General features: G+C 60.0%; 23 protein-coding genes. 12 read left to right on the forward strand and 11 right to left on the reverse strand.

Features of this window, described 5'->3' with window-relative positions; all coding sequences use genetic code 11:
- Positions 1 to 36: 36 nt before the first annotated feature.
- Entirely contained in the window at positions 37 to 324 is a 288-nt protein-coding gene (locus ACP26L_RS09270; protein WP_426452227.1) for an alpha/beta-type small acid-soluble spore protein, read from the forward strand.
- A 207-nt stretch (positions 325 to 531) separates the two neighbouring features.
- Here ACP26L_RS09270 and ACP26L_RS09275 read toward each other — a convergent pair whose 3' ends face one another.
- Positions 532 to 657 (reverse strand): DUF6254 family protein, encoded by a 126-nt coding sequence (locus tag ACP26L_RS09275; protein ID WP_426452228.1) that lies wholly within the window; start codon positions 655 to 657, stop codon positions 532 to 534.
- A 187-nt stretch (positions 658 to 844) separates the two neighbouring features.
- Here ACP26L_RS09275 and ACP26L_RS09280 point away from each other — a divergent pair, with 187 nt between their 5' ends.
- A complete protein-coding gene (locus tag ACP26L_RS09280) occupies positions 845 to 2,041 on the forward strand; it encodes an MFS transporter (protein ID WP_426452229.1) in 1,197 nt (398 codons plus the stop codon).
- A 62-nt stretch (positions 2,042 to 2,103) separates the two neighbouring features.
- Here the strand turns inward: ACP26L_RS09280 and ACP26L_RS09285 are convergent, their stop codons facing one another.
- Together ACP26L_RS09285 and ACP26L_RS09290 are read right to left on the reverse strand one after the other, a co-directional pair.
- Entirely contained in the window at positions 2,104 to 2,277 is a 174-nt protein-coding gene (locus ACP26L_RS09285) for a hypothetical protein (protein WP_426452230.1), read from the reverse strand.
- Between the two features lie 99 nt (positions 2,278 to 2,376).
- The gene (locus ACP26L_RS09290) at positions 2,377 to 2,814 is read right to left on the reverse strand and encodes a MarR family winged helix-turn-helix transcriptional regulator (RefSeq protein ID WP_426452231.1); all 438 of its coding nucleotides are present in this window, start codon (positions 2,812 to 2,814) and stop codon (positions 2,377 to 2,379) included.
- A gap of 201 nt (positions 2,815 to 3,015) precedes the next feature.
- Here ACP26L_RS09290 and ACP26L_RS09295 point away from each other — a divergent pair, with 201 nt between their 5' ends.
- Entirely contained in the window at positions 3,016 to 3,246 is a 231-nt protein-coding gene (locus ACP26L_RS09295) for a YuzF family protein (protein ID WP_426452232.1), read from the forward strand.
- Positions 3,247 to 3,421: 175 nt separating this feature from the next.
- Complete coding sequence (locus ACP26L_RS09300; protein ID WP_426452233.1) at positions 3,422 to 4,396, forward strand: ROK family protein; 975 nt, start codon at positions 3,422 to 3,424, stop codon at positions 4,394 to 4,396.
- A gap of 79 nt (positions 4,397 to 4,475) precedes the next feature.
- Here ACP26L_RS09300 and ACP26L_RS09305 read toward each other — a convergent pair whose 3' ends face one another.
- Positions 4,476 to 4,787: a hypothetical protein gene (locus ACP26L_RS09305; protein ID WP_426452234.1), complete on the reverse strand. Its 312-nt coding sequence runs from the start codon at positions 4,785 to 4,787 to the stop codon at positions 4,476 to 4,478.
- 223 nt (positions 4,788 to 5,010) lie between these two features.
- On the opposite strand from ACP26L_RS09305, the gene ACP26L_RS09310 reads away from it, so the two are divergent.
- Positions 5,011 to 5,349, forward strand: a complete 339-nt coding sequence (locus ACP26L_RS09310; protein ID WP_426452235.1) for a hypothetical protein — start codon at positions 5,011 to 5,013, stop codon at positions 5,347 to 5,349.
- A 294-nt stretch (positions 5,350 to 5,643) separates the two neighbouring features.
- Here the strand turns inward: ACP26L_RS09310 and ACP26L_RS09315 are convergent, their stop codons facing one another.
- Complete coding sequence (locus tag ACP26L_RS09315) at positions 5,644 to 6,270, reverse strand: FMN-dependent NADH-azoreductase (protein ID WP_426452236.1); 627 nt, start codon at positions 6,268 to 6,270, stop codon at positions 5,644 to 5,646.
- Positions 6,271 to 6,492: 222 nt separating this feature from the next.
- On the opposite strand from ACP26L_RS09315, the gene ACP26L_RS09320 reads away from it, so the two are divergent.
- Positions 6,493 to 6,870, forward strand: coding sequence for a hypothetical protein (locus ACP26L_RS09320; protein WP_426452237.1), 378 nt, complete (start codon positions 6,493 to 6,495; stop codon positions 6,868 to 6,870).
- Positions 6,871 to 6,998: 128 nt separating this feature from the next.
- Here the strand turns inward: ACP26L_RS09320 and ACP26L_RS09325 are convergent, their stop codons facing one another.
- Positions 6,999 to 7,250: a hypothetical protein gene (locus ACP26L_RS09325; RefSeq protein ID WP_426452238.1), complete on the reverse strand. Its 252-nt coding sequence runs from the start codon at positions 7,248 to 7,250 to the stop codon at positions 6,999 to 7,001.
- A 162-nt stretch (positions 7,251 to 7,412) separates the two neighbouring features.
- On the opposite strand from ACP26L_RS09325, the gene ACP26L_RS09330 reads away from it, so the two are divergent.
- Positions 7,413 to 8,078, forward strand: coding sequence for a tetratricopeptide repeat protein (locus ACP26L_RS09330; protein WP_426452239.1), 666 nt, complete (start codon positions 7,413 to 7,415; stop codon positions 8,076 to 8,078).
- A gap of 75 nt (positions 8,079 to 8,153) precedes the next feature.
- Here the strand turns inward: ACP26L_RS09330 and thiO are convergent, their stop codons facing one another.
- Entirely contained in the window at positions 8,154 to 9,308 is a 1,155-nt protein-coding gene (gene thiO / locus ACP26L_RS09335; protein ID WP_426452240.1) for a glycine oxidase ThiO, read from the reverse strand.
- The gene (locus tag ACP26L_RS09340) at positions 9,305 to 9,997 is read right to left on the reverse strand and encodes a thiamine phosphate synthase (protein WP_426452241.1); all 693 of its coding nucleotides are present in this window, start codon (positions 9,995 to 9,997) and stop codon (positions 9,305 to 9,307) included. The genes thiO and ACP26L_RS09340 overlap by 4 nt, the downstream gene beginning before the upstream one ends.
- A gap of 212 nt (positions 9,998 to 10,209) precedes the next feature.
- Between ACP26L_RS09340 and thiD the strand changes: the two genes are divergently transcribed.
- From thiD to ACP26L_RS09355, 3 genes are all read left to right on the forward strand, one after another.
- Positions 10,210 to 11,055, forward strand: a complete 846-nt coding sequence (gene thiD, locus ACP26L_RS09345) for a bifunctional hydroxymethylpyrimidine kinase/phosphomethylpyrimidine kinase (RefSeq protein ID WP_426452242.1) — start codon at positions 10,210 to 10,212, stop codon at positions 11,053 to 11,055.
- A gap of 108 nt (positions 11,056 to 11,163) precedes the next feature.
- Positions 11,164 to 11,598, forward strand: coding sequence for a DUF86 domain-containing protein (locus ACP26L_RS09350; protein WP_426452243.1), 435 nt, complete (start codon positions 11,164 to 11,166; stop codon positions 11,596 to 11,598).
- A gap of 289 nt (positions 11,599 to 11,887) precedes the next feature.
- On the forward strand, positions 11,888 to 12,547 hold the full coding sequence (locus ACP26L_RS09355) for a helix-turn-helix transcriptional regulator (RefSeq protein ID WP_426452244.1): 660 nt from the start codon (positions 11,888 to 11,890) through the stop codon (positions 12,545 to 12,547).
- Positions 12,548 to 12,561: 14 nt separating this feature from the next.
- Here ACP26L_RS09355 and ACP26L_RS09360 read toward each other — a convergent pair whose 3' ends face one another.
- On the reverse strand, positions 12,562 to 13,905 hold the full coding sequence (locus ACP26L_RS09360; protein WP_426452245.1) for a hypothetical protein: 1,344 nt from the start codon (positions 13,903 to 13,905) through the stop codon (positions 12,562 to 12,564).
- A gap of 169 nt (positions 13,906 to 14,074) precedes the next feature.
- Here ACP26L_RS09360 and ACP26L_RS09365 point away from each other — a divergent pair, with 169 nt between their 5' ends.
- Together ACP26L_RS09365 and ACP26L_RS09370 are read left to right on the forward strand one after the other, a co-directional pair.
- Positions 14,075 to 14,254, forward strand: coding sequence for a hypothetical protein (locus tag ACP26L_RS09365; RefSeq protein ID WP_426452246.1), 180 nt, complete (start codon positions 14,075 to 14,077; stop codon positions 14,252 to 14,254).
- Complete coding sequence (locus ACP26L_RS09370; protein ID WP_426452247.1) at positions 14,251 to 14,478, forward strand: hypothetical protein; 228 nt, start codon at positions 14,251 to 14,253, stop codon at positions 14,476 to 14,478. The genes ACP26L_RS09365 and ACP26L_RS09370 overlap by 4 nt, the downstream gene beginning before the upstream one ends.
- Before the next feature lie 79 nt (positions 14,479 to 14,557).
- Here ACP26L_RS09370 and def read toward each other — a convergent pair whose 3' ends face one another.
- Positions 14,558 to 15,085 carry a peptide deformylase gene (def, locus tag ACP26L_RS09375; RefSeq protein ID WP_426452248.1) on the reverse strand — a complete coding sequence of 176 codons (528 nt, stop codon included), beginning with the start codon at positions 15,083 to 15,085 and terminating at the stop codon, positions 14,558 to 14,560.
- Between the two features lie 127 nt (positions 15,086 to 15,212).
- On the reverse strand, positions 15,213 to 16,787 hold the full coding sequence (locus tag ACP26L_RS09380; RefSeq protein ID WP_426452249.1) for an LCP family protein: 1,575 nt from the start codon (positions 16,785 to 16,787) through the stop codon (positions 15,213 to 15,215).
- Positions 16,788 to 16,882 lie beyond the last annotated feature (95 nt).

Consider the following 16,882-nt stretch of genomic DNA (forward strand, 5'->3'; position numbering starts at 1 on the left):
ATTCGATAACCTAATTATACTAAGGGGGTACCGGCTATGGCAAGAAGAAGAAGCAGGAGTCCGGTTGTGCCGGGAGCAGGTCAAGGCCTCGACAGGCTGAAGGCCGAAGTGATGCGCCGGCAGGGCTATAACGTGCAGGAGGGGCGTCCGGACCTGGTAAAGTATGAGGTGGCCCGCAGCCTCGGCATTCCGCTGCAGGGCGCGGGGAATAACCAGCAGCTGACGACGGAGCAGGCAGGGAAGGTCGGCGGTCCGATCGGCGGCAGCATGGTGCGTGTGATGATCCGCATGGCGCAGGAGCATTTGGCGAAGCGGCAGCCGTAGGAACGGAGAGCGCCGGAGAGCGGCCGCAGGGGTTCAAGCCGGCGTACACAGCCTTCCCGAGGGAAGCTCGGGCGCTTGCTGCTCAGCTCAGGCAGGCCGAATCCCCTCTCCGTTTTTATACGCCTTCCTGAAGCGCTGAGGATCCACGGATGCCCGCCGCAAGCGTACAACAAAAGGACCCTGCCGCGGCAGGGTCCTTTCGCTTTCTTACTCCTGGTGCTGTGCATCATACTCGGCGGCATACTCCGCGAGTGACTTGATTTTGCCGTGCGGGTGCTGGGTTTGTTTGCGGATTTTCCACTGATTCTCTTCGCGGCGTTTCGAATGGCTCATCACACAACAGCTCCTTTGGCAGCAAGTTTTGATGCCTTACTAATATGGCGGGGGAAGCCTCTTTTTATGAATGGCTGCAGTCATTACGGGGCTTTGCGCGCCTGAAAAAAAAGGGAACGAAAGGGGTGTGTCGAATAGAGGAGGATGGTCAAGAAGGCACAGGAAAAAGGATAGTGGAGGAAATAAAATGAAACGTTTCATCTGGATGGGATGCCTGTCTTATTTTTTAATCGGTCTGGCTCATGTCGTGATCGGGTCCGTACTGCCCGAGATGCTCGCAGGCTACGGCAAATCCTACGGGGACGGCGGCCTGCTGGTGGCCCTCCAGTTTACAGGTTTCCTGGCCGGCGTGCTTTCGGGGCCATGGTTCTCGGCCCGGCTTGGCAAAAGAGGCGCCCTGCTGCTGTCCTTGGCGGCGCTGGGGCTGGCGGAGCTCGTGTTCTTTGCGGGGCCCCCGTGGGGAGTGCAGCTGCTCAACGCGCCTTTTGCAGGCTTTGGCTTCGGGATGATCGAAACGATTATCGGCGCATTGGTGATCGGGCATGTGGAAGAGGAACGGAAGACGGCGGTCATGGCGCGGATTGAGGTATTCTTCGGCGTCGGGGCACTGGTGATGCCGCTGGTCTCGGCGCTCTTCATCGCCCGGGAGGAGTGGAGGGGCTCTTTCCTGACGCTCAGTCTGCTGGCCTGGGCCGTGTTTGCGCTGTGGCTCCTGCTGCCCATGGGACGCTTCTCGTCCCTCCTCGGCAAGGAGGAGAATAACCATCCGGCCTCCAGGGCTGCAGCCGGATACCGGGGCTCCTACGATCTTCTGGCCGTCTTCCTGTTAATCTTCGCGCTGTATGTCGGCGCCGAGATGAGCGTGGCGAACTTCCTGCCCTCGATCCTGATCGAGGGGGCCGGTGTAACGGCGGAACAAGGTGCGCTCGGCGTATCGTTCTTCTGGGGGGCGATGGCGCTGGGACGGCTGGTCGCGGCCCGGGTGGCAGATGCAACCGGACATGGGGGCTACTTGATCCTAGGCAGTGCGGGCGCTTCGGTATGCCTTGCTCTGTTTACGTTCAGCAGGAGCTTCACCGGAAGTCTCCTCCTTGTGGCCTTGCTCGGGCTCTTCTTCTCCGGCATGTTTGCCGTGGCATTAATCTATGCCAACCGCTGCTTCCCGGGCAGAGAGGAGCGGACGACGAGCCTGCTGATCGCCTCCGGAGGCGTAGGAGGCGCCCTGCTGCCGCTGCTTACCGGCTGGTGTATGGACCGGATGCCGGCACAGCAGTCGCTCTGGGTGCTCGTCGGGCTGTGTCTGCTGCTCGTGCTGCTTCTGGCACTGACGCGGCGCCAAGCTGCAGGGGCTGACCGCGGCGGGGGCGAAGGGGCGGCGGAATAGCCCCTCCTCATTTGTGACAAAAAAAGGAGCAGCGGCTCCCTGCCTTGTGAGGCAGGGGGGCGCTACTCCTTGCGGTCCAGATGCAGATCTTCCAGGGTGTACCGGTGATTCCACAGATATTCCATATCGTAATCGGTCGTATCTTTCCAGATAAACTCAAGCAGGCCGGCGGCGAAGGCAACAGTGACCGATGCGAACAGCATCAGCCACATGCCGAAGGATACGGCATCTTCCATAAGACCAGCTCCTTTCCTCCTGTTTGACTCATTCTATGAACGCTTTCATAGAATGATGATAGGGGAAAGGAAATATTGCGCCGCGCCTGATACCCGGAGTTATGTGTTCGGTTCGCAGTCTTCGAGCATTTGTTTGAATATCCGGGTCAGATGCTCGACATCCTCCTTGGGCAGACGTCCGAAAAAGCATTCAACGACTTGCTTGCGGTGGCGGTGAAGCGATTCCAGCACTTCCCGGCCTTTATCGGTAATCTCCATCATCACGACACGTCGATCCTCTTCGGAGCGGGTTCGGGAGGCGAAGCCGCCCGTGATGAGCTTGTCCGACAAGCTGGTTACCGCACCGGAGGTAATATAGAGCATTTCGGCGATCTGGGATACTTTGAGCGGGCCCTCGGCATCCAGCTTCTCCAGGATCACGGCTTGAGAGGCCGATACGCCTTGTTCTTCAAAACGGGTCCACGAGGTGCGGATTTTGCGGAAGAGCAGCCGGAAGGCGCTCTCAAGTTCATACAGGTTGTCTTGGCGGTCGGACATCTGATCTCTTCCTTTCATGGCCATGCACACGCGCTGAGGCAGGTTCACGTAGTAAGACTTATAGGAAGTATACGGGACAAGCGGCCTGAGGTTTCATACATAAGGAAAAAAGCCCGGATCCGTGCGTATAACATAGCATCGCCCGGCATAGATTGGGTTATGTGCGGAAAAAGCGAGGAACACCGGGGAGGAAATACAATCATGAATCAACCGTATGCCGTTCAGCCGCAGCCTATCTTTGAAGTTCAGCCGTTCGTGGTGCAGGCGCTTCAGTCCCTGCTTGGACAAACCTTGGTGCTCGAAACCCCGAGGGGCAGCCTGTCGGGTGCGCTGAAGGATGTGAAGCCGGACCACGTCGTGGTTCAGGGGACAGACGGCAATCTTTATTTTGTCGCCGTATGCCATATTATCTGGATCATGCCTGTGCGATAACAGGCGGAGGATCTCGGAAGACAGTGCCCCCGTCCGGGGAATGGCAGCCGCTGCGGAACCCCACCGCAGACGGTTTTTCTTTGTTTGTTAAGAAAATAATTTTTATTGAAATAAGATTATGTATGAATTATATTTTCATTATCAGAGGTTATCAGAGGAAAAAGGTGGAGATCCGGTGAGCAGATATGTAGGCATAGATATCGGCGGGACGAATATGGTGTGCGGTCTGACGGATGAAACGGGACAGGTGCTGCGCACGGTCAAGCTCCCGACGGAGGCGGCCGGCGGTAGCGGAGAAGTGATCCGCCGTCTGGCTGAAGCGGTCAATGGGCTGATGACGCATGCAGGCGGGCCGGTGAAGGCAGTCGGCATCGGACTCCCGGGATTCGTGGATCATGTGAAGGGGGTCTCGGAGCTGGCGGTCAACCTCGGCTGGAAGAACGTTGCGCTGGCGGACGAGCTCCGCGGATACATCGGCGACATCCCCGTATTCCTCGATAATGACGTACGGATGTATATCTATGGGGAGGCCGTGGCCGGGGCGGGCCGGGGCTTCTCCCACGTCCTCGGCGTGACGATCGGCACCGGCATGAACTCCGCTCTGGTGGCGGACGGCAGGCTGTACTACGGTGCAGGCGGACGGGCTGGGGAGATCGGGCATGTGCCGATGGAGGGCCTGTCCTACCCGTGCAACTGCGGGATGACCGGGTGTCTCGAGACGGCCGTCTCCGCGAATGGGATCGCCCGCCAGGGGCGCGAAGCGGTGGCCAGGGGAGAGCGGTCGCTGCTCGGCGAATGGTTCCCGGAGGACGGCGGAGCCCGGCTGACGGCAGCCGATGTATCGCGGGCCTATGATAAAGGGGACGCCGCGGCCATCGCCATCATGCACCGGACGGGAACGCTGCTCGGCCGCGGCCTTGCGGCGGCTGTGACCCAGCTGGCCCCGCAGGTGCTTATCATCGGCGGGGGCGGAGCGCAGGCCGGCGAGCGGCTGCTTGGCCCGATGAGGGAGGAACTGAAGCGCTGCGTGCTGCCGTTCTACTGGGAGCAGCTCACGGTCAAGACGGCCGAGCGGCTCGAGGATGCCGGCGTCGTAGGCAGCGCCCTGTACGCGAAGGGCAGGCTGGAGGAAGACCAGGGCCGGGCCTGACGGAAGCGGTCTGGCGTACCGGGAGCAGCATCGTACGCCGGCGTACCGGGCAGCATCGTACGCGGCGTACCGAGCAGCTTCAGAGCCCGGGGAGACGAAGCGCAGGCCGTGCCCGGCTGGATGCCGCATAGAGCCGGATTCCGCCGGCGTCCGAGGCGGCAGCATCCGCCCGCCCCGCGGCACAAAAAGAAATGGAACCGTCACTCCCCTGGGGCGTGCGGTTCCATTTCTTTTTGTGCTTATTCTCCTGACGGGTCAGCGACTCCCGTTTGGTCGGTGTCGTCCGTTCGACGGGAACCAGGCCTCGCCAGCTTCCCCGGTGAATCTCCGGATTCAGATTGCCTTCGCGCTCCAGCCGTCGGCGGAGCCTGGCAGCTTTGCTTTTTGCCATGGATGTGTCCTCCTTAAGTGGGGGTGATCTATTATGCCTGCACCCCCCATTATACCAGCTTCTTCCTGTCATGGATACAGGAGGAGCGCAGCTTCGACGGGTTTGACAGATTTGGGACAATGTCACGGCCAGCGTTGTTCAGGGGGCTCTTTCATGATACCCTTGTACCTATACCAGCGGTTTCCTCTGTCCATGACGGAGGGATCCGCCATTTAGCGGGAGGATGACACCCTTGACTTATGATACCCTCTACTGGCTGATTCTCGGGTCCGGTTTTATACTGACCGGAATCGTCGGTGTGCTGTGCATGCTCCGCACGGAAAAGCTTCTCTTGTCGTTCCTGGCGGGAACGGCCGTGAATATTGCGGTCACGGGCGCCGGTGTCTGGTGGTGGAGCTCGGTCTTCAGCGGAGCGGAGCAGCAGTTCTCGAGGATGTTCGGCTTATTTGGCCTTGGCGTCTCGTTCGTGAACAATATCGTGCTGCTGTTCTTCGCCCAGCTCATCATGAAGCGGAAGATCGGCGGCGACCCCAAGCCGGAGCTGGAAGATTACGATGACTAGATGAAGTGCTCGCAGCTCCAATCCTAACAACTGGTCAATTCTGTAACAGAACTGTAATGTGTTATTCATCCGTTATTAATGAAATCGGGATATACTGTTTATGACCCCCTTTTTAATATATATATCCCTTGATAACCCGGCATCCGTTGCGATGTCGGGTTCTTTTTTTGTTCTCGGGGCTGGTCCGCGCAGGAAATCCGCAATAGAGGAAAAAAAGAGGCCCGCCCGTAACCGGGAGGGCCTTCCGTTCCGGCTGGCAGCCGGAGGGATGGAAAGGGATGATTTGACAGAAATTTAGAAACGGGAAGCGACTTCGGCCGCTTTCTTGAAGCCTTCCGATTTGATCTCAGCCGCACGGTCAGGGAACTGGTTGTGGCCTTCGACAACGACGGTCTCGATCTGGGTGATGCCGAAGAAGCCCATGATCGTTTGAACGTACTTCAGGCTCATCTCGATTGCTGCCGCCGGACCTTCGGAGTAGACGCCGCCGCGTGCGTTAAGCAGCGCGACCTTCTTGTCGCCGAGCAGACCCTGCGGGCCTTGAGCGGTATAGCGGAAGGTTTTGCCGGCTTGGCAGAGGTAGTGCAGGTAAGTGATCAGCTGGGCCGGTACAGTGAAGTTCCAGAGCGGGAACGCGAAGACGATCTTGTCGGCGGCCAGGAACTGGTCGAGGTAAGCGTTGGCCGTACCTGCAGCCTGCTGCTCCTCAGAGGTCAGCTCGAAGCCTTGAGCGCTCTTGTAGAGGCCGTTCAGCGTGTTGGTGTCGTAGTAAGGGAGGTCGACGTTGAACAGGTTGAGCTCGGTGATGCTGTCGCCCGGGTTGGCAGCCTTGTAGCTGTCGAGGAATGCGTTGTAGAGCTGCACGGATACGGCTTGATCGGCCGGACGGCCGTTCGCGAGAATAAAGAGAACGTTAGACATGAATGAATACCTCCTTGGTATGTACAAAAGGAATTAATAACTTACTTTATGTAAGTATATTAAAATACACACTTACAAAAGTCAAGTAAATAATTTTATAAGCAACCCAAAATCTGCATAGGCGGCTCAGGCGGGTGACAACCTAGGGGAGAGAGGCCTGGAATAGGAGCGTGTGCGAGATGCCGGCCCACCAGGCTACTATATGCAGGGGAGTGAATCCGCATGGCCGGAATCAAACATGCCGAATGCAAACGGATTGTAGAGCGCAGCGATCAGCTATGCGCCGATGTGGAGGTGCACCTGGAGGGCGAGGAGCACGCGCTCGTCGCGCTCTTCACTGAGGCGGGTGATAAGGAATACGATCTGGTGATGATCCTGAAGAACGATGCGGATCCAGCTATTGACTGGTATGACAACGACCTGCATGCCGCTTATGAGGATGTGACCGGGGTGCTGTTTGGCGGGAAGCAGGGCGGGTACGGCTGGAGCTCGAAAGAAGAGTTCAAGCAGGCGGTTCTGGCTTATCCCGGGGTCCGGCAGCAGATCCGCACACAGCTCGATGCCGCCGAGGCCGGGAAGCTGCAGGAGATTCAGACGTAGTGCGCAAGAACCAAGCCTTATTAGAGCAAAGCACCGTAGGACAAAGCAAAAAGAGCCGTCTGCCGGGGGTCAGTCCTCTCGGTGAAACGGCTCTTTTCCTGCGTTAGCGGCTATGTGTGGAGGGGCCGTTATTGTCCGCCCCGGTGGCTGCGTTCGTTCTTTTCCCACTTGAAGTTCGAGAGGATGAAGCCGATAACGCCGAATACGAGCAGGCGGATCGTCAGCCATTGGCCGGTGAGCGTGCCCTGCGTCAGCCATTCCAATCCGGTGAAGAGCACGGTGAGACCCAGACCCCACGCGGCCACTCCGTAATACATCACGTACTTTGCCTTGCCCATGGTGCGGATCTTGGCCCATTTGGCCGCTTGTTCCTGGTTCATTCGCTTTCTTGTTCCCCCTGAATTCGTCTTCCTTGCCTGTTCACTATTTCGCCCCGGCACCGCCGCACTCCTGCCTGCCGGGAGTCCTTCCCGGAAGATATTTGTTGTAAGATTATGGTATACTCAGGAAAGACTATGGGAAGGGCAGGAAACGATGCAGGCATGAGCAAATTTTTACTATTCGGACTTATCTTTTGGCTTACGGGCAACCCCTTTGTTGCCATCCTGGTTCTACTGGTGATCTTCTATGTGCTTGACCGGCGGTTCGTCGGCATCACACCGAGCGTCTTCAAGCCGATCCAGCGCATGCGGCGGCTCTCGAGGCTGAGGGAGGAACTGCGGATGAATCCGCATCATACCTCCACCAAGCTGGATATCGCACGGATCTATATGGAACAGCGCAAATACGCCGACGCCCGGGAGCTGCTCCTGCAGGTGTCGGCCGTGATGGAGGATTCGGCGGACGTGCTCAGCGAGCTAGGGATCTGCGAGCTGAAGCTGGGCCGTCCCGAGGAGGGCGAGCGGCTGATTCTCGAGGCTACAGCGCGCAATTCCCGGGTCAAATACGGCGAGCCTTTCCTGCGGCTCGGCGAGGCCTTCGCGGAGCGGGATAAGGAGAAGGCGGTCGGCTATCTCCAGCGCTTCCGCGAGGTGAACTCGTCTTCGTGCGAGGCCTACTACCGGCTGGGCCAGCTCTACCGCCAGCTCGGCAGGGAAGAAGAAGCCCGCGGTGCGTTCCGCGAAGCGGTGGAACTGTACCGCGGGCTTCCCAAGTACAAACGCCGGCATGAACGCCGCTGGGCCCTGTTGGCCCGCTTCCGGTCATAGGCGGGTGCGGGTCAGCGGATAAGAAGGATAAGCTTCACATCGGCTTGGACCTGCGTTGACAAACCCGCAGCGTTCTCAAAGGACGGCGAAGCCGTTAATCCTTGCATGGCGGGCCGGATCGAACGGAGCGAGCTCCATCAGCGGCTTCTCGCCGAGGGCAAGCTGCCGCACGATGCGGCCGGCGGCCGGCGCGAGCAGGATGCCGTTGCGGTAGTGCCCCGTGGCGAAGATGAGGCCGGGAGCTTTCTCCCAGGTGCCCATGAACGGCAGGCCGTCCCGGGTGCCGGGCCGCAGGCCCGCCCAGGTCGAGAGGAACTCGGCTTCCGCGAGTCCGGGCAGCAGGGCGGCGGCTCTCGCATGCAGGTCCGCGATGACGGCGGCCGTGGCCCGCTTGTCGAAGCCGGCCTCCACCTGCGTCGCGCCGATCAGGCACGAGCCGTCCGCCTTCGGCACGATGTAGCAGCCCTTCGTGAAGACCGTGGCCTGCGTCAGCGGAGCCTCGGGCTTCAAGGAGATGCACTGGCCCTTAACGGGGAACATCGGCAGGGGCAGCCCGAGGGGCTCGGTCAGCGCGGGGCTCCAGGCTCCGGCGGCGAGCACGACAACGTCGGCATACAGCGGGCCTTCCGCCGTCTGCACGCCGGTGATGCGCCCGCTGCCGGGCTCCTGCAGCAGCCGGAACACCGGCGTCTCCTCGAGGATCTTGCAGCCCTGCTTCACGAGCGCGGCTTGCAGTGCACGCGCCAGAGCGACAGGATGAACCTGGTGATCGGCCGGGAAATGCAGCCCGCCCCGGATATCCGGGGACAGCGCCGGCTCCAGCTCCCGGAGCTCGTCCGGCGTACACCAGCGCGCATCCTGAATCCAGGAGAGCCGGGAGCGGAGCTCCTGCTCGTCGGCTTCCGTCAGCGCAGCGCGGAGGATGCCTTGGGGAATGTACTCCGTGGACACGCCGCTTGTATCTTCCAGCGCTTCAGTCCACCTGCGGTACATCCCCTGGGAGATGCGGCACAGCTCGTAGAACGGGCCGGGGTGATGCGTCTCCACCTGGGCGCCGAGCATGCCGGCCGCAGCGGTCGCAGCCTCGCTGCACAGCTTGCCTTTATCGAGCACGGTACAGTCGAAGCCGGCCCCGCCGAGCTCGAAGGCGGCGGCGCAGCCGATCACGCCTCCGCCGATGATGATCGCCTTGGGCCGGTCGGCTGCAGACGTAAGATGCTTCGTGTTCATAAGAAGGTCCATCCTTTCCTGGGCTTGTGCCGGGTCCGGTCGAGCCCGTACCGGAAGGCCCTCAGCTGGCCGGCCGGATCGGGGTGCCCGAACACGGACGACAGCACGGCTATGCCGGCGGCGCCGGTCGACAGCACTTCGTCGACGAGCGCCGGTTCAATGCCGCCGATGGCTATGACCGGGACAGGAGAGGCCTCCACGGTGTCGGCCAGCGCCTGCAGACCCCGCGGGGCGAGGCCCGGCTTGGAGCCGGTCTCGTACACGTGCCCGTAGAGCACGTAGTCGGCTCCGCCGTCGGCCGCCTGTGCGGCTTCCTCCGGGCTGTGCACGGAGCAGCCGATGCGCATACGCCCCGGCGGCGCCAGCTCCCTGGCCTCGGCCGGGGAGAGCGACGCGCCGGTGAGCTGTACGGCGTCCGCCCGCACGGCCAGGGCCGCATCCAGGCGGTCGTTGACCGCCAAGGCGGAGCCTGCCGGCAGTAGCGGCTTCAGCCGGCGGTACCAAGCGGCCAGCTCCTGTGCGCTGCGGTGCTTCTCGCGGATATGAAGCATATCGATCATATCCGCCGGGATGATGCTGAGAATGGAGGCGGCTGTGTCCAGCTCCAGGCGTCCGGTCGTCAGCACATGCAGGGCATGAGTTCTCCCGGCAGGAGGTGGGGCGGCGTCGCCCGGATGATCATGGGTCATGGCTCGAACGAACCCTTTCTGCATACATTTGGTATTCCCATCATACCCCTCTGCCCGGGAAGCGTCAAAGCGTTTGACCCACTTGTCATAAAATGATCACGGAAGCGCTCTTCCCGGCTCTCCGGGGCTCCTTGACGCGTCCGGAAGCGCGTACTACACTGATGAAGGAAGCAATAGGACGAGCGTCTGCAGTGCCGAAGGAGAGGAACCTTATGACTTTGTACAAAGCGTTAACGATAGCCGGCTCGGACAGCGGAGGAGGCGCAGGCATCCAGGCCGATCTCAAGACGTTCCAGATGCTGGACGTGTACGGGATGTCGGCCATCACGGCGGTTACCGCCCAGAATACGCTGGGCGTGCACGGGATCTATGATATCCCGCTCGAAGGCATCGAGCGCCAGATCCATGCCGTCCTGACGGATGTGGGGGCGGATGCGGCCAAGACCGGGATGCTCTCGCAGCCGCAGGTGATCGAGCTTGTGGCGGACTGCGTATCGAAGGCGGGGCTGACCCGTCTGGTCGTGGATCCGGTCATGGTGGCCAAGGGCGGCGCCTCGCTGCTCGCCGAGAGCGCGCAGGATGCGCTGCGGGAGAAGCTGCTGCCGCTGGCGGCGGTCGTGACGCCGAACCTGCCGGAGGCCGAGGTCATCACGGGCCTGAAGCTGATCTCGCTGGAGGATATGAAGAAAGCGGCGGTGCTGCTCGTGAAGGAGCTGGGCGCCGGAGCCGCCATTGTTAAGGGCGGTCATTACGAAGGGACCCCGACCGATGTGCTTTATGATGGGGAAGCGTTCCATCTGCTCAGCGCCGAGCGGTATGAGACCCGCCATACGCACGGGACCGGCTGCACGTTCTCGGCCGCGGTCTGCGCGGAGCTGGCCAAAGGCAGAACGCTGCTCGAGGCGGCCCATACCGCGAAGAAGTTCATTACGCTGGCCATCCGGCATGAGCTGGGGATCGGCGGCGGCCACGGGCCGACGAACCACTGGGCCTACACGCGGCACGGAGGGGACACGGACAGCGGGGTACACCTGCAGAAGGAGCTGTTGACACCATGAGCTACGAATATCTGATGCAGGCTCTCCTGCTGATCATCCTGCTGTTCGCCGCATTCCCGGCCGTGATCCTGTGGTCCCGCTGGAAAAAGAAGAAACGGGGATAAGTCCATGTACTATGTAAACCATGAGCAAATCGATACCCGCCTGGCGTTCGTTCCGACGCTGACGGACGCCTGCCGGCGGCTGGAAGCCGCCTGGGCGGGCGGCGGGGAGGGAGAGCTCCTGCTGCATCTGGCCCAGGAGCGTACCCTCTACCTTGCCATCGAGACGGTAACGGACGTCGGAAGCCTGCTCATTGATGCTTTCATGATGCGCGATGCGAGCTCGTATGAGGATATTGTGGACATTCTTGCCGGTGAAGGGGTGTTCGAGGCACCGACAGCAGAGGTGCTCCGTGAGCTGGTCGGCCTGCGGCGTGCGCTGACCCAGGAGTATACCTCGCTGGATCGCAGCGGCCTTCATCCGATGATCTCCCGCCTGCCGTCCGCCCTGGAGTCGTTCGCGGAGCGGGTGCCGGCTTTTATCCGGAAGGAAATGATTTAACAGCCTTAGGGCTGCGGCGTGCGGTTAACCGCACGCCGGTTGAGCGAGACTATGCAGCGGGGATATTATATGAAGTTCAACGCTGTAAAGGATTCAAGATATATGGCGGGCTGCCCCTCTTGGGGCGGCCCGCTTCCTTTTTTCCGTGGATGGGTTCGCGGCTTTATATACATAGTAGTATAGTAATTTACTTATGGCTGTATTTCGTATACAATAAACATACTCATACGGTACAGAACAAGAGCCGCGGCGGTAAGGCGGCTGGCTGCTAGAAGGACGGTGAGACCGCATGAAGAATGAAGACGGATCCACACGCAAGGTTATCGTTACGATGCTCAAGACCAAGGGTCCGCTGAGTGCGGGGGAGATGGCGAAGCAGCTCGGGATTACCGAGATGGCTGTGCGCCGGCATCTGCACACGCTGGAGCGGGATCAACTCATCGAAGCCAGGCTGGTGCGCCAGGCCATGGGACGTCCGGCCCACATGTATTCCCTGACGGAGCAGGCCGATGATCTGTTTCCGAAGAAGTACCAGCATTTGGCGATGGATCTGCTCGAGGAGCTCGAGCTTACGGCCGGCGCCGATAAGGTCGATTTTTTGTTCGACCGCCGCAAGGAGCGCCTCATCGCCCGGTATCAGGATCGGATGGATGCCAAGAATTGGACGGACCGCGTGAAGGAACTGGCGGCCATTCAGAATGCCAACGGCTATATGGTCGACCTCGAACAGCTGGAGGACGGCACCTATCTCCTGCAGGAATTCAACTGCCCGATCGCCCAGGTCGCGAATCAATATAATCATGCCTGCTCCTGCGAGCTGGCGATGTTCCAGAGCCTGCTCGGTCCCGAAGCGCGGATTGAGAGGACGGAATGTCTCGCCAAGGGTGGAGGCAGGTGCACCTACGAGATTCGTCAGCTGCCCGCGGCTGACGATACAGAACCAACCTGACCGGCCGGCAGCCGTCAGGTTGGTTTTTTTGTACTGCTCGGCCCCGCGGCGGGCTCCGGCGCTGGAAGAATGGCCCCGGACCGCCGGCAGGTCCGGTTATTGACGGAGGCGGCGGTAAAAGAAACCAAGGCAAGAACGGCAAGAACGATCAGCTTCTCGCGCAGGCCGGTGCCGGACAGATCATACATCAGCGCTTTCACGAACACGCAGATGAGGGCGAACGACCCGAAGGCCTGATACCGTTTGCGCTGCTTCCAAATGCCCCGGAGAAATAGAATCAGCGCATGCGCTCCCCATATGGCAGACAGTGCGAGGTCGGCGGGGAGGAACAAGTGTGCCTTCCATGGGAGCAAAAGCGAAGCGGAGAACCCGCCGACACAAACCTGGCTCAAGAGAACGAGGCTCCCGTTCACTATGCGGTTATCTTCCTCCTGCAGCCCGGGGAATGCGCTGCCGTATCTGCACAGCAGAAGCCCGGACAGCAGCAGAAGCAGCCAGATCCCGGAGTCGTACAGAAGGCTTTCAAGCCCGCCGGCCGCCGGAGCTATCGTCTCGCGGGCCGGATCGAGCTGCAGCCAGAGCCAGCGGAGCAGGACAGCCAGCCAGACGAGAATCGCCCCGCCGCGCAGCAGGTATTGCCCGCGCCGTTGTCCCGCGGCCAGCAGTCCCATGGACAGCAGCAAACCGATGGCCAGCAGCGGAAGGGGCGGCAGCTGCGAGTCCCGGGCGAGCCGGATAAGCGCGAGCAGGAGCAGCATCAGGCCGCCGAACAGCTTAGTCATCACCGGTGTGGAGAGCTCCCGCGTAACCCGGTACAAACCGAGCGACAGCAGCAGATAGATGCCGCCCATAGCCAGCATCATGTAGGTTATCGGTCTTCCGTCCTGTCCCATCACAAGGACCCAGAAACCGAACAGAACGCCGTTCACAACGCCCAGGCGCAGATTCAGCCCGCCCTGTTCCTGGCTCTGCAGACATGAGGCGCCAAAAAGAGCGGCAGTATAGAACAGATAGATCGACCAGGCGACCTGCAGCGGGAGACTCCAGCCCTCCGGACCCGGCACGCGGAGCTGCAGGTAATAGAGCAGGAAGAGGAGCCAGGTGCCGGCGAAGGCAGCCAGCCGAAGCTCCCGCCAGCCGAAGCGGAGGCTCAGTCCGAGACAGACGAGATTCCACAGCAGGGCGAGTCCGAGCACGGTGCTCCCTCCGCTCAGCCACAGCGGTATGCTCTCTTTCCCGTCCAATCCATAGGCCAGCAGCAGCCATCCGGCCAGCACCCCGAGCGCCGCTGTAGTTCGCCCCAAGCTGAAGGGCAGCACGACGGAGCCGGTTCCCATCCGGTGCAGGGTTTCCTTCATCACGTATCTCCCCCGTTACATGGTTTCACTATAATGGATTTTAACGGGAGAGGAAGCGGACGCGTAAGTACTATTTTTTTCTAGTACCTGGGGAAGAGCGGCGGGTGTAAGAACGGGGAAGGCGGGCTATGCTAAAACCGATCCTGTGAATCCGAGGAGGGGAACTGCCATGGACAGCATTCAATTCCGCCGGCTCAGCGAGGGGCTGGGACGCTCTATGCCCCAGGGAGTGGCGGCCGAGAGATGGAACGAATACATGCAGTACCAGGACGAAGAGGACCAGGTTGAGGAGGATACTGCGGTAATGGAGCGGCGGGAGCTGCCGCGTACAAGGAGGGAAAAGCCATGAGCCGTTTGAATGAAATCATGGAGAACCACGAGCAGCTGGAGCGGCTGAATGCTCTGCTGAAGCACTACAGCGTCAACGCGGAGTTTGTTACGGCCTCGCTGATCGAGAAGCTGGACTGCCTCTCTTCCTCTTCGGAAGAAGGGGAGGGTGAAGAAGGAGCGGAAGCCCGGGAACCGAACGCCGAGCTTATCGAAGACCTGAAGCGCTTCTCTTCGGGCTTCTGAGGCCCGCACGACCAAAAGAGCGGCTTTGTTAGCCGCTCTTTCGTTTGAGATATAAGAAATAAACGTCAAATAAAACAGACTAATAGGCTCCCTGACCGCTGCGGGAAAGACGGATGGTTTCCCACAACGAAACGGGCTCTCCGGATTCCTCGCTGAATAAGCCTCCGTCCTTCAAATAATCGATATAGAGGATCCCGTCGAGGTGGTCGATCTCGTGCTGCATGCAGATGGCTGTTCTGCCTTCACCTTCGAGGTAAACTTCCTGTCCTTCCCGGTTCAAGGTTTTCACACGTATTTTCTCCGCACGCTTGACTTCTCCGTATAAATTCGGCAGGGAGAGGCACCCTTCGATGGAGGACGTTTCCCCGCTCTTCTCCACGATCTCGGGATTGATGAGCTCGATCAGACCCTCTCCCATATCCAGCACGGCGACCCGCTTGGCAATGCCAATCTGCGGGGCTGCCAGACCTGCGCGGCCGGAGTCCGCATACAGGGTTTCCTTCAAATCATTGAGCAGCTTGAGCACATTCGGCGTAATTCCGGGCACAGGTCTGCACTTCTCCCGCAGGACGGGGTCCCCGAGCCTCCGGATGATTTTTTCCGCCATTGCTTCCCACCTGACTTTCTGTGTATGTTACTTCCAGTATACTTCATCTCCTCCAAAAAGAAAGACCGTCCCGCTCGGCGGAACGATCTTGTAATTACGATGCGGCTGCTGACCCGGTAGCCGGAGCCTAGACCTCGGTCTCAGGCAGCGTCTTCGGGGATTCCGTCGTCTGCGGCTTCGTGGAATCCGTAGTCTGCGACTTGGTGGAGTCCGTCGTCTGAGACTTGATGGAATCCGTAGTCTGCGACTTGGTGGAATCCGTCGACTGCGACTTGGTGGAGTCCGTAGTCTGCGACTTGGTGGAGTCCGTAGTCTGCGTCTTCGTAGAGTCCGTCGTCTGCGATTTGGTGGAATCCGTTGACTGCAACTTCGTGGAGTCCGTCGTCTGCGACTTGGTGGAATCCGTAGTCTGCGTTTTCGCAGGAACCGTCGTCTGCGTCTTCGTTGAACTCGTGGTCTGCGATTTGGTGGAATCCGTGGTCTGCGATTTGGTGGAATCCGTGGTCTGCGTTTTGGTCGAATTCGTCGTCTGTGTACGGGTTGTACTCGGGACCTGGGCCTTCGGTGCCGTCGTAGTCTGCGTCCTCGTTGAACTGGAGGTCAGCGAATTCGTCGATTCCGTATCCTTCGACGCCACGGCACGGTCGATCCCAAAGCGCTTGGAAAGCGCGCTGTATGCAGCTCCGGATCCGCTCGCCGTATCGGCTGCGGGCGGAAGCTCCAGCTGCGTGCGCAAGGAAGCGATCGCCGCCGCCAGATCCTCCTCTTTCGGGACTATGTAAGGGCTATCCCAGCGGCCGTCGAGGTGGATGAACTCAATGCTGTCAGGCTTCAGCTTCGGGAAGGAGAGGATGAACCGCTTCAGCTCATCGGACGGGATATCCGTCTTGACGCTCTTGCCGGCAATCTCCAGAATGCCGCCCCAGCCCGCGATCCCGCTGAAGGAGGTCATTTTGCCCAGAAGCTGGTCGAGCACCTTCTGCTGACGTTCGTTGCGCGCCGTATCGGAGGATTCCTCCGTTCCGCGGTTGGACTTGCGGTAGCGCAGAAAATCGAGCGTCTGCTTGCCGTTCAGCGTCTGCAGGCCCTGCTTCAGATTGATGTCGGTGCCGTCCCACGTGTCCACATAGCGCATATCCATGTCGACGTAGGTTTCGATCCCGCCGAGCTCGTCGACCACATCCCGGAATCCGTCAAAATCAATGGCGGCCATATAATCGATCGGCACGCCGAACATGTCACTGAACAGCTCTTTGGTTTTCGGGATGGCGCTATTTTTGTCCTGATTGTAATAGTAGGCATAATAATAATTGGCTTTGTGGGCCGAGAGCCCGAACTCCTTGGGCTTCATCTCGAGGTCCCGGGGGATGGAGACGACCGTAGCCTTGCGTGTCTCGGGGTTGAGCGTGACAAGCATCAGCACGTCGGTATTCATACTGCCTCCGCTGCCTCCGCGGCTGTCTACGCCGGTGAGCAGGAAGCTCATCGGTTTCCACGTGGCGTCGCTTGCCGAAGCTTCGCCGGACAGCAGTCCCGTCTTCAGCGGCGAGGAGGCAGCTACGGACATGGTCTGAAGCGCCTTGTCGGCTTTATGAAAGAGATATCCGGCATACGCGGCGGCTCCCGCTCCCAGGATCGCAAGGCACACGACCGTATGGCGAAGCGTGATACGTTTTTTGGATTTGATACGCGATGGAAACATCGTCTACCTCCTGCAGCGAATGTCGAACACTGCCTATCATCATAACGTATGAGACCGGCTAAAAGGTTACAAAACGATTAAAATTATTCCGCATT

Origin of the sequence: Paenibacillus sp. S-38 (assembly GCF_049942825.1) — a bacterium.
Classification (GTDB): Bacteria; Bacillota; Bacilli; order Paenibacillales; family NBRC-103111; genus Paenibacillus_G.

What these genes read in the sequence shown, in the direction of transcription:
- ACP26L_RS09305 (WP_426452234.1), bottom strand. Translation starts at nt 4,787, where the DNA reads ATGGCAAAAAGCAAAGCTGCCAGGCTCCGCCGACGGCTGGAGCGCGAA.
- ACP26L_RS09320 (WP_426452237.1), top strand. Translation starts at nt 6,493, where the DNA reads ATGGCCGGAATCAAACATGCCGAATGCAAACGGATTGTAGAGCGCAGC.
- ACP26L_RS09330 (WP_426452239.1), top strand. Translation starts at nt 7,413, where the DNA reads ATGAGCAAATTTTTACTATTCGGACTTATCTTTTGGCTTACGGGCAAC.
- ACP26L_RS09290 (WP_426452231.1), bottom strand. Translation starts at nt 2,814, where the DNA reads ATGTCCGACCGCCAAGACAACCTGTATGAACTTGAGAGCGCCTTCCGG.
- ACP26L_RS09380 (WP_426452249.1), bottom strand. Translation starts at nt 16,787, where the DNA reads ATGTTTCCATCGCGTATCAAATCCAAAAAACGTATCACGCTTCGCCAT.
- thiO (WP_426452240.1), bottom strand. Translation starts at nt 9,308, where the DNA reads ATGAACACGAAGCATCTTACGTCTGCAGCCGACCGGCCCAAGGCGATC.
- ACP26L_RS09270 (WP_426452227.1), top strand. Translation starts at nt 37, where the DNA reads ATGGCAAGAAGAAGAAGCAGGAGTCCGGTTGTGCCGGGAGCAGGTCAA.
- ACP26L_RS09315 (WP_426452236.1), bottom strand. Translation starts at nt 6,270, where the DNA reads ATGTCTAACGTTCTCTTTATTCTCGCGAACGGCCGTCCGGCCGATCAA.
- ACP26L_RS09350 (WP_426452243.1), top strand. Translation starts at nt 11,164, where the DNA reads ATGTACTATGTAAACCATGAGCAAATCGATACCCGCCTGGCGTTCGTT.
- ACP26L_RS09365 (WP_426452246.1), top strand. Translation starts at nt 14,075, where the DNA reads ATGGACAGCATTCAATTCCGCCGGCTCAGCGAGGGGCTGGGACGCTCT.
- ACP26L_RS09355 (WP_426452244.1), top strand. Translation starts at nt 11,888, where the DNA reads ATGAAGAATGAAGACGGATCCACACGCAAGGTTATCGTTACGATGCTC.
- thiD (WP_426452242.1), top strand. Translation starts at nt 10,210, where the DNA reads ATGACTTTGTACAAAGCGTTAACGATAGCCGGCTCGGACAGCGGAGGA.
- ACP26L_RS09285 (WP_426452230.1), bottom strand. Translation starts at nt 2,277, where the DNA reads ATGGAAGATGCCGTATCCTTCGGCATGTGGCTGATGCTGTTCGCATCG.
- ACP26L_RS09340 (WP_426452241.1), bottom strand. Translation starts at nt 9,997, where the DNA reads ATGACCCATGATCATCCGGGCGACGCCGCCCCACCTCCTGCCGGGAGA.
- ACP26L_RS09325 (WP_426452238.1), bottom strand. Translation starts at nt 7,250, where the DNA reads ATGAACCAGGAACAAGCGGCCAAATGGGCCAAGATCCGCACCATGGGC.
- ACP26L_RS09370 (WP_426452247.1), top strand. Translation starts at nt 14,251, where the DNA reads ATGAGCCGTTTGAATGAAATCATGGAGAACCACGAGCAGCTGGAGCGG.
- ACP26L_RS09310 (WP_426452235.1), top strand. Translation starts at nt 5,011, where the DNA reads ATGACACCCTTGACTTATGATACCCTCTACTGGCTGATTCTCGGGTCC.
- ACP26L_RS09360 (WP_426452245.1), bottom strand. Translation starts at nt 13,905, where the DNA reads ATGAAGGAAACCCTGCACCGGATGGGAACCGGCTCCGTCGTGCTGCCC.
- ACP26L_RS09280 (WP_426452229.1), top strand. Translation starts at nt 845, where the DNA reads ATGAAACGTTTCATCTGGATGGGATGCCTGTCTTATTTTTTAATCGGT.
- ACP26L_RS09295 (WP_426452232.1), top strand. Translation starts at nt 3,016, where the DNA reads ATGAATCAACCGTATGCCGTTCAGCCGCAGCCTATCTTTGAAGTTCAG.
- ACP26L_RS09275 (WP_426452228.1), bottom strand. Translation starts at nt 657, where the DNA reads ATGAGCCATTCGAAACGCCGCGAAGAGAATCAGTGGAAAATCCGCAAA.
- def (WP_426452248.1), bottom strand. Translation starts at nt 15,085, where the DNA reads ATGGCGGAAAAAATCATCCGGAGGCTCGGGGACCCCGTCCTGCGGGAG.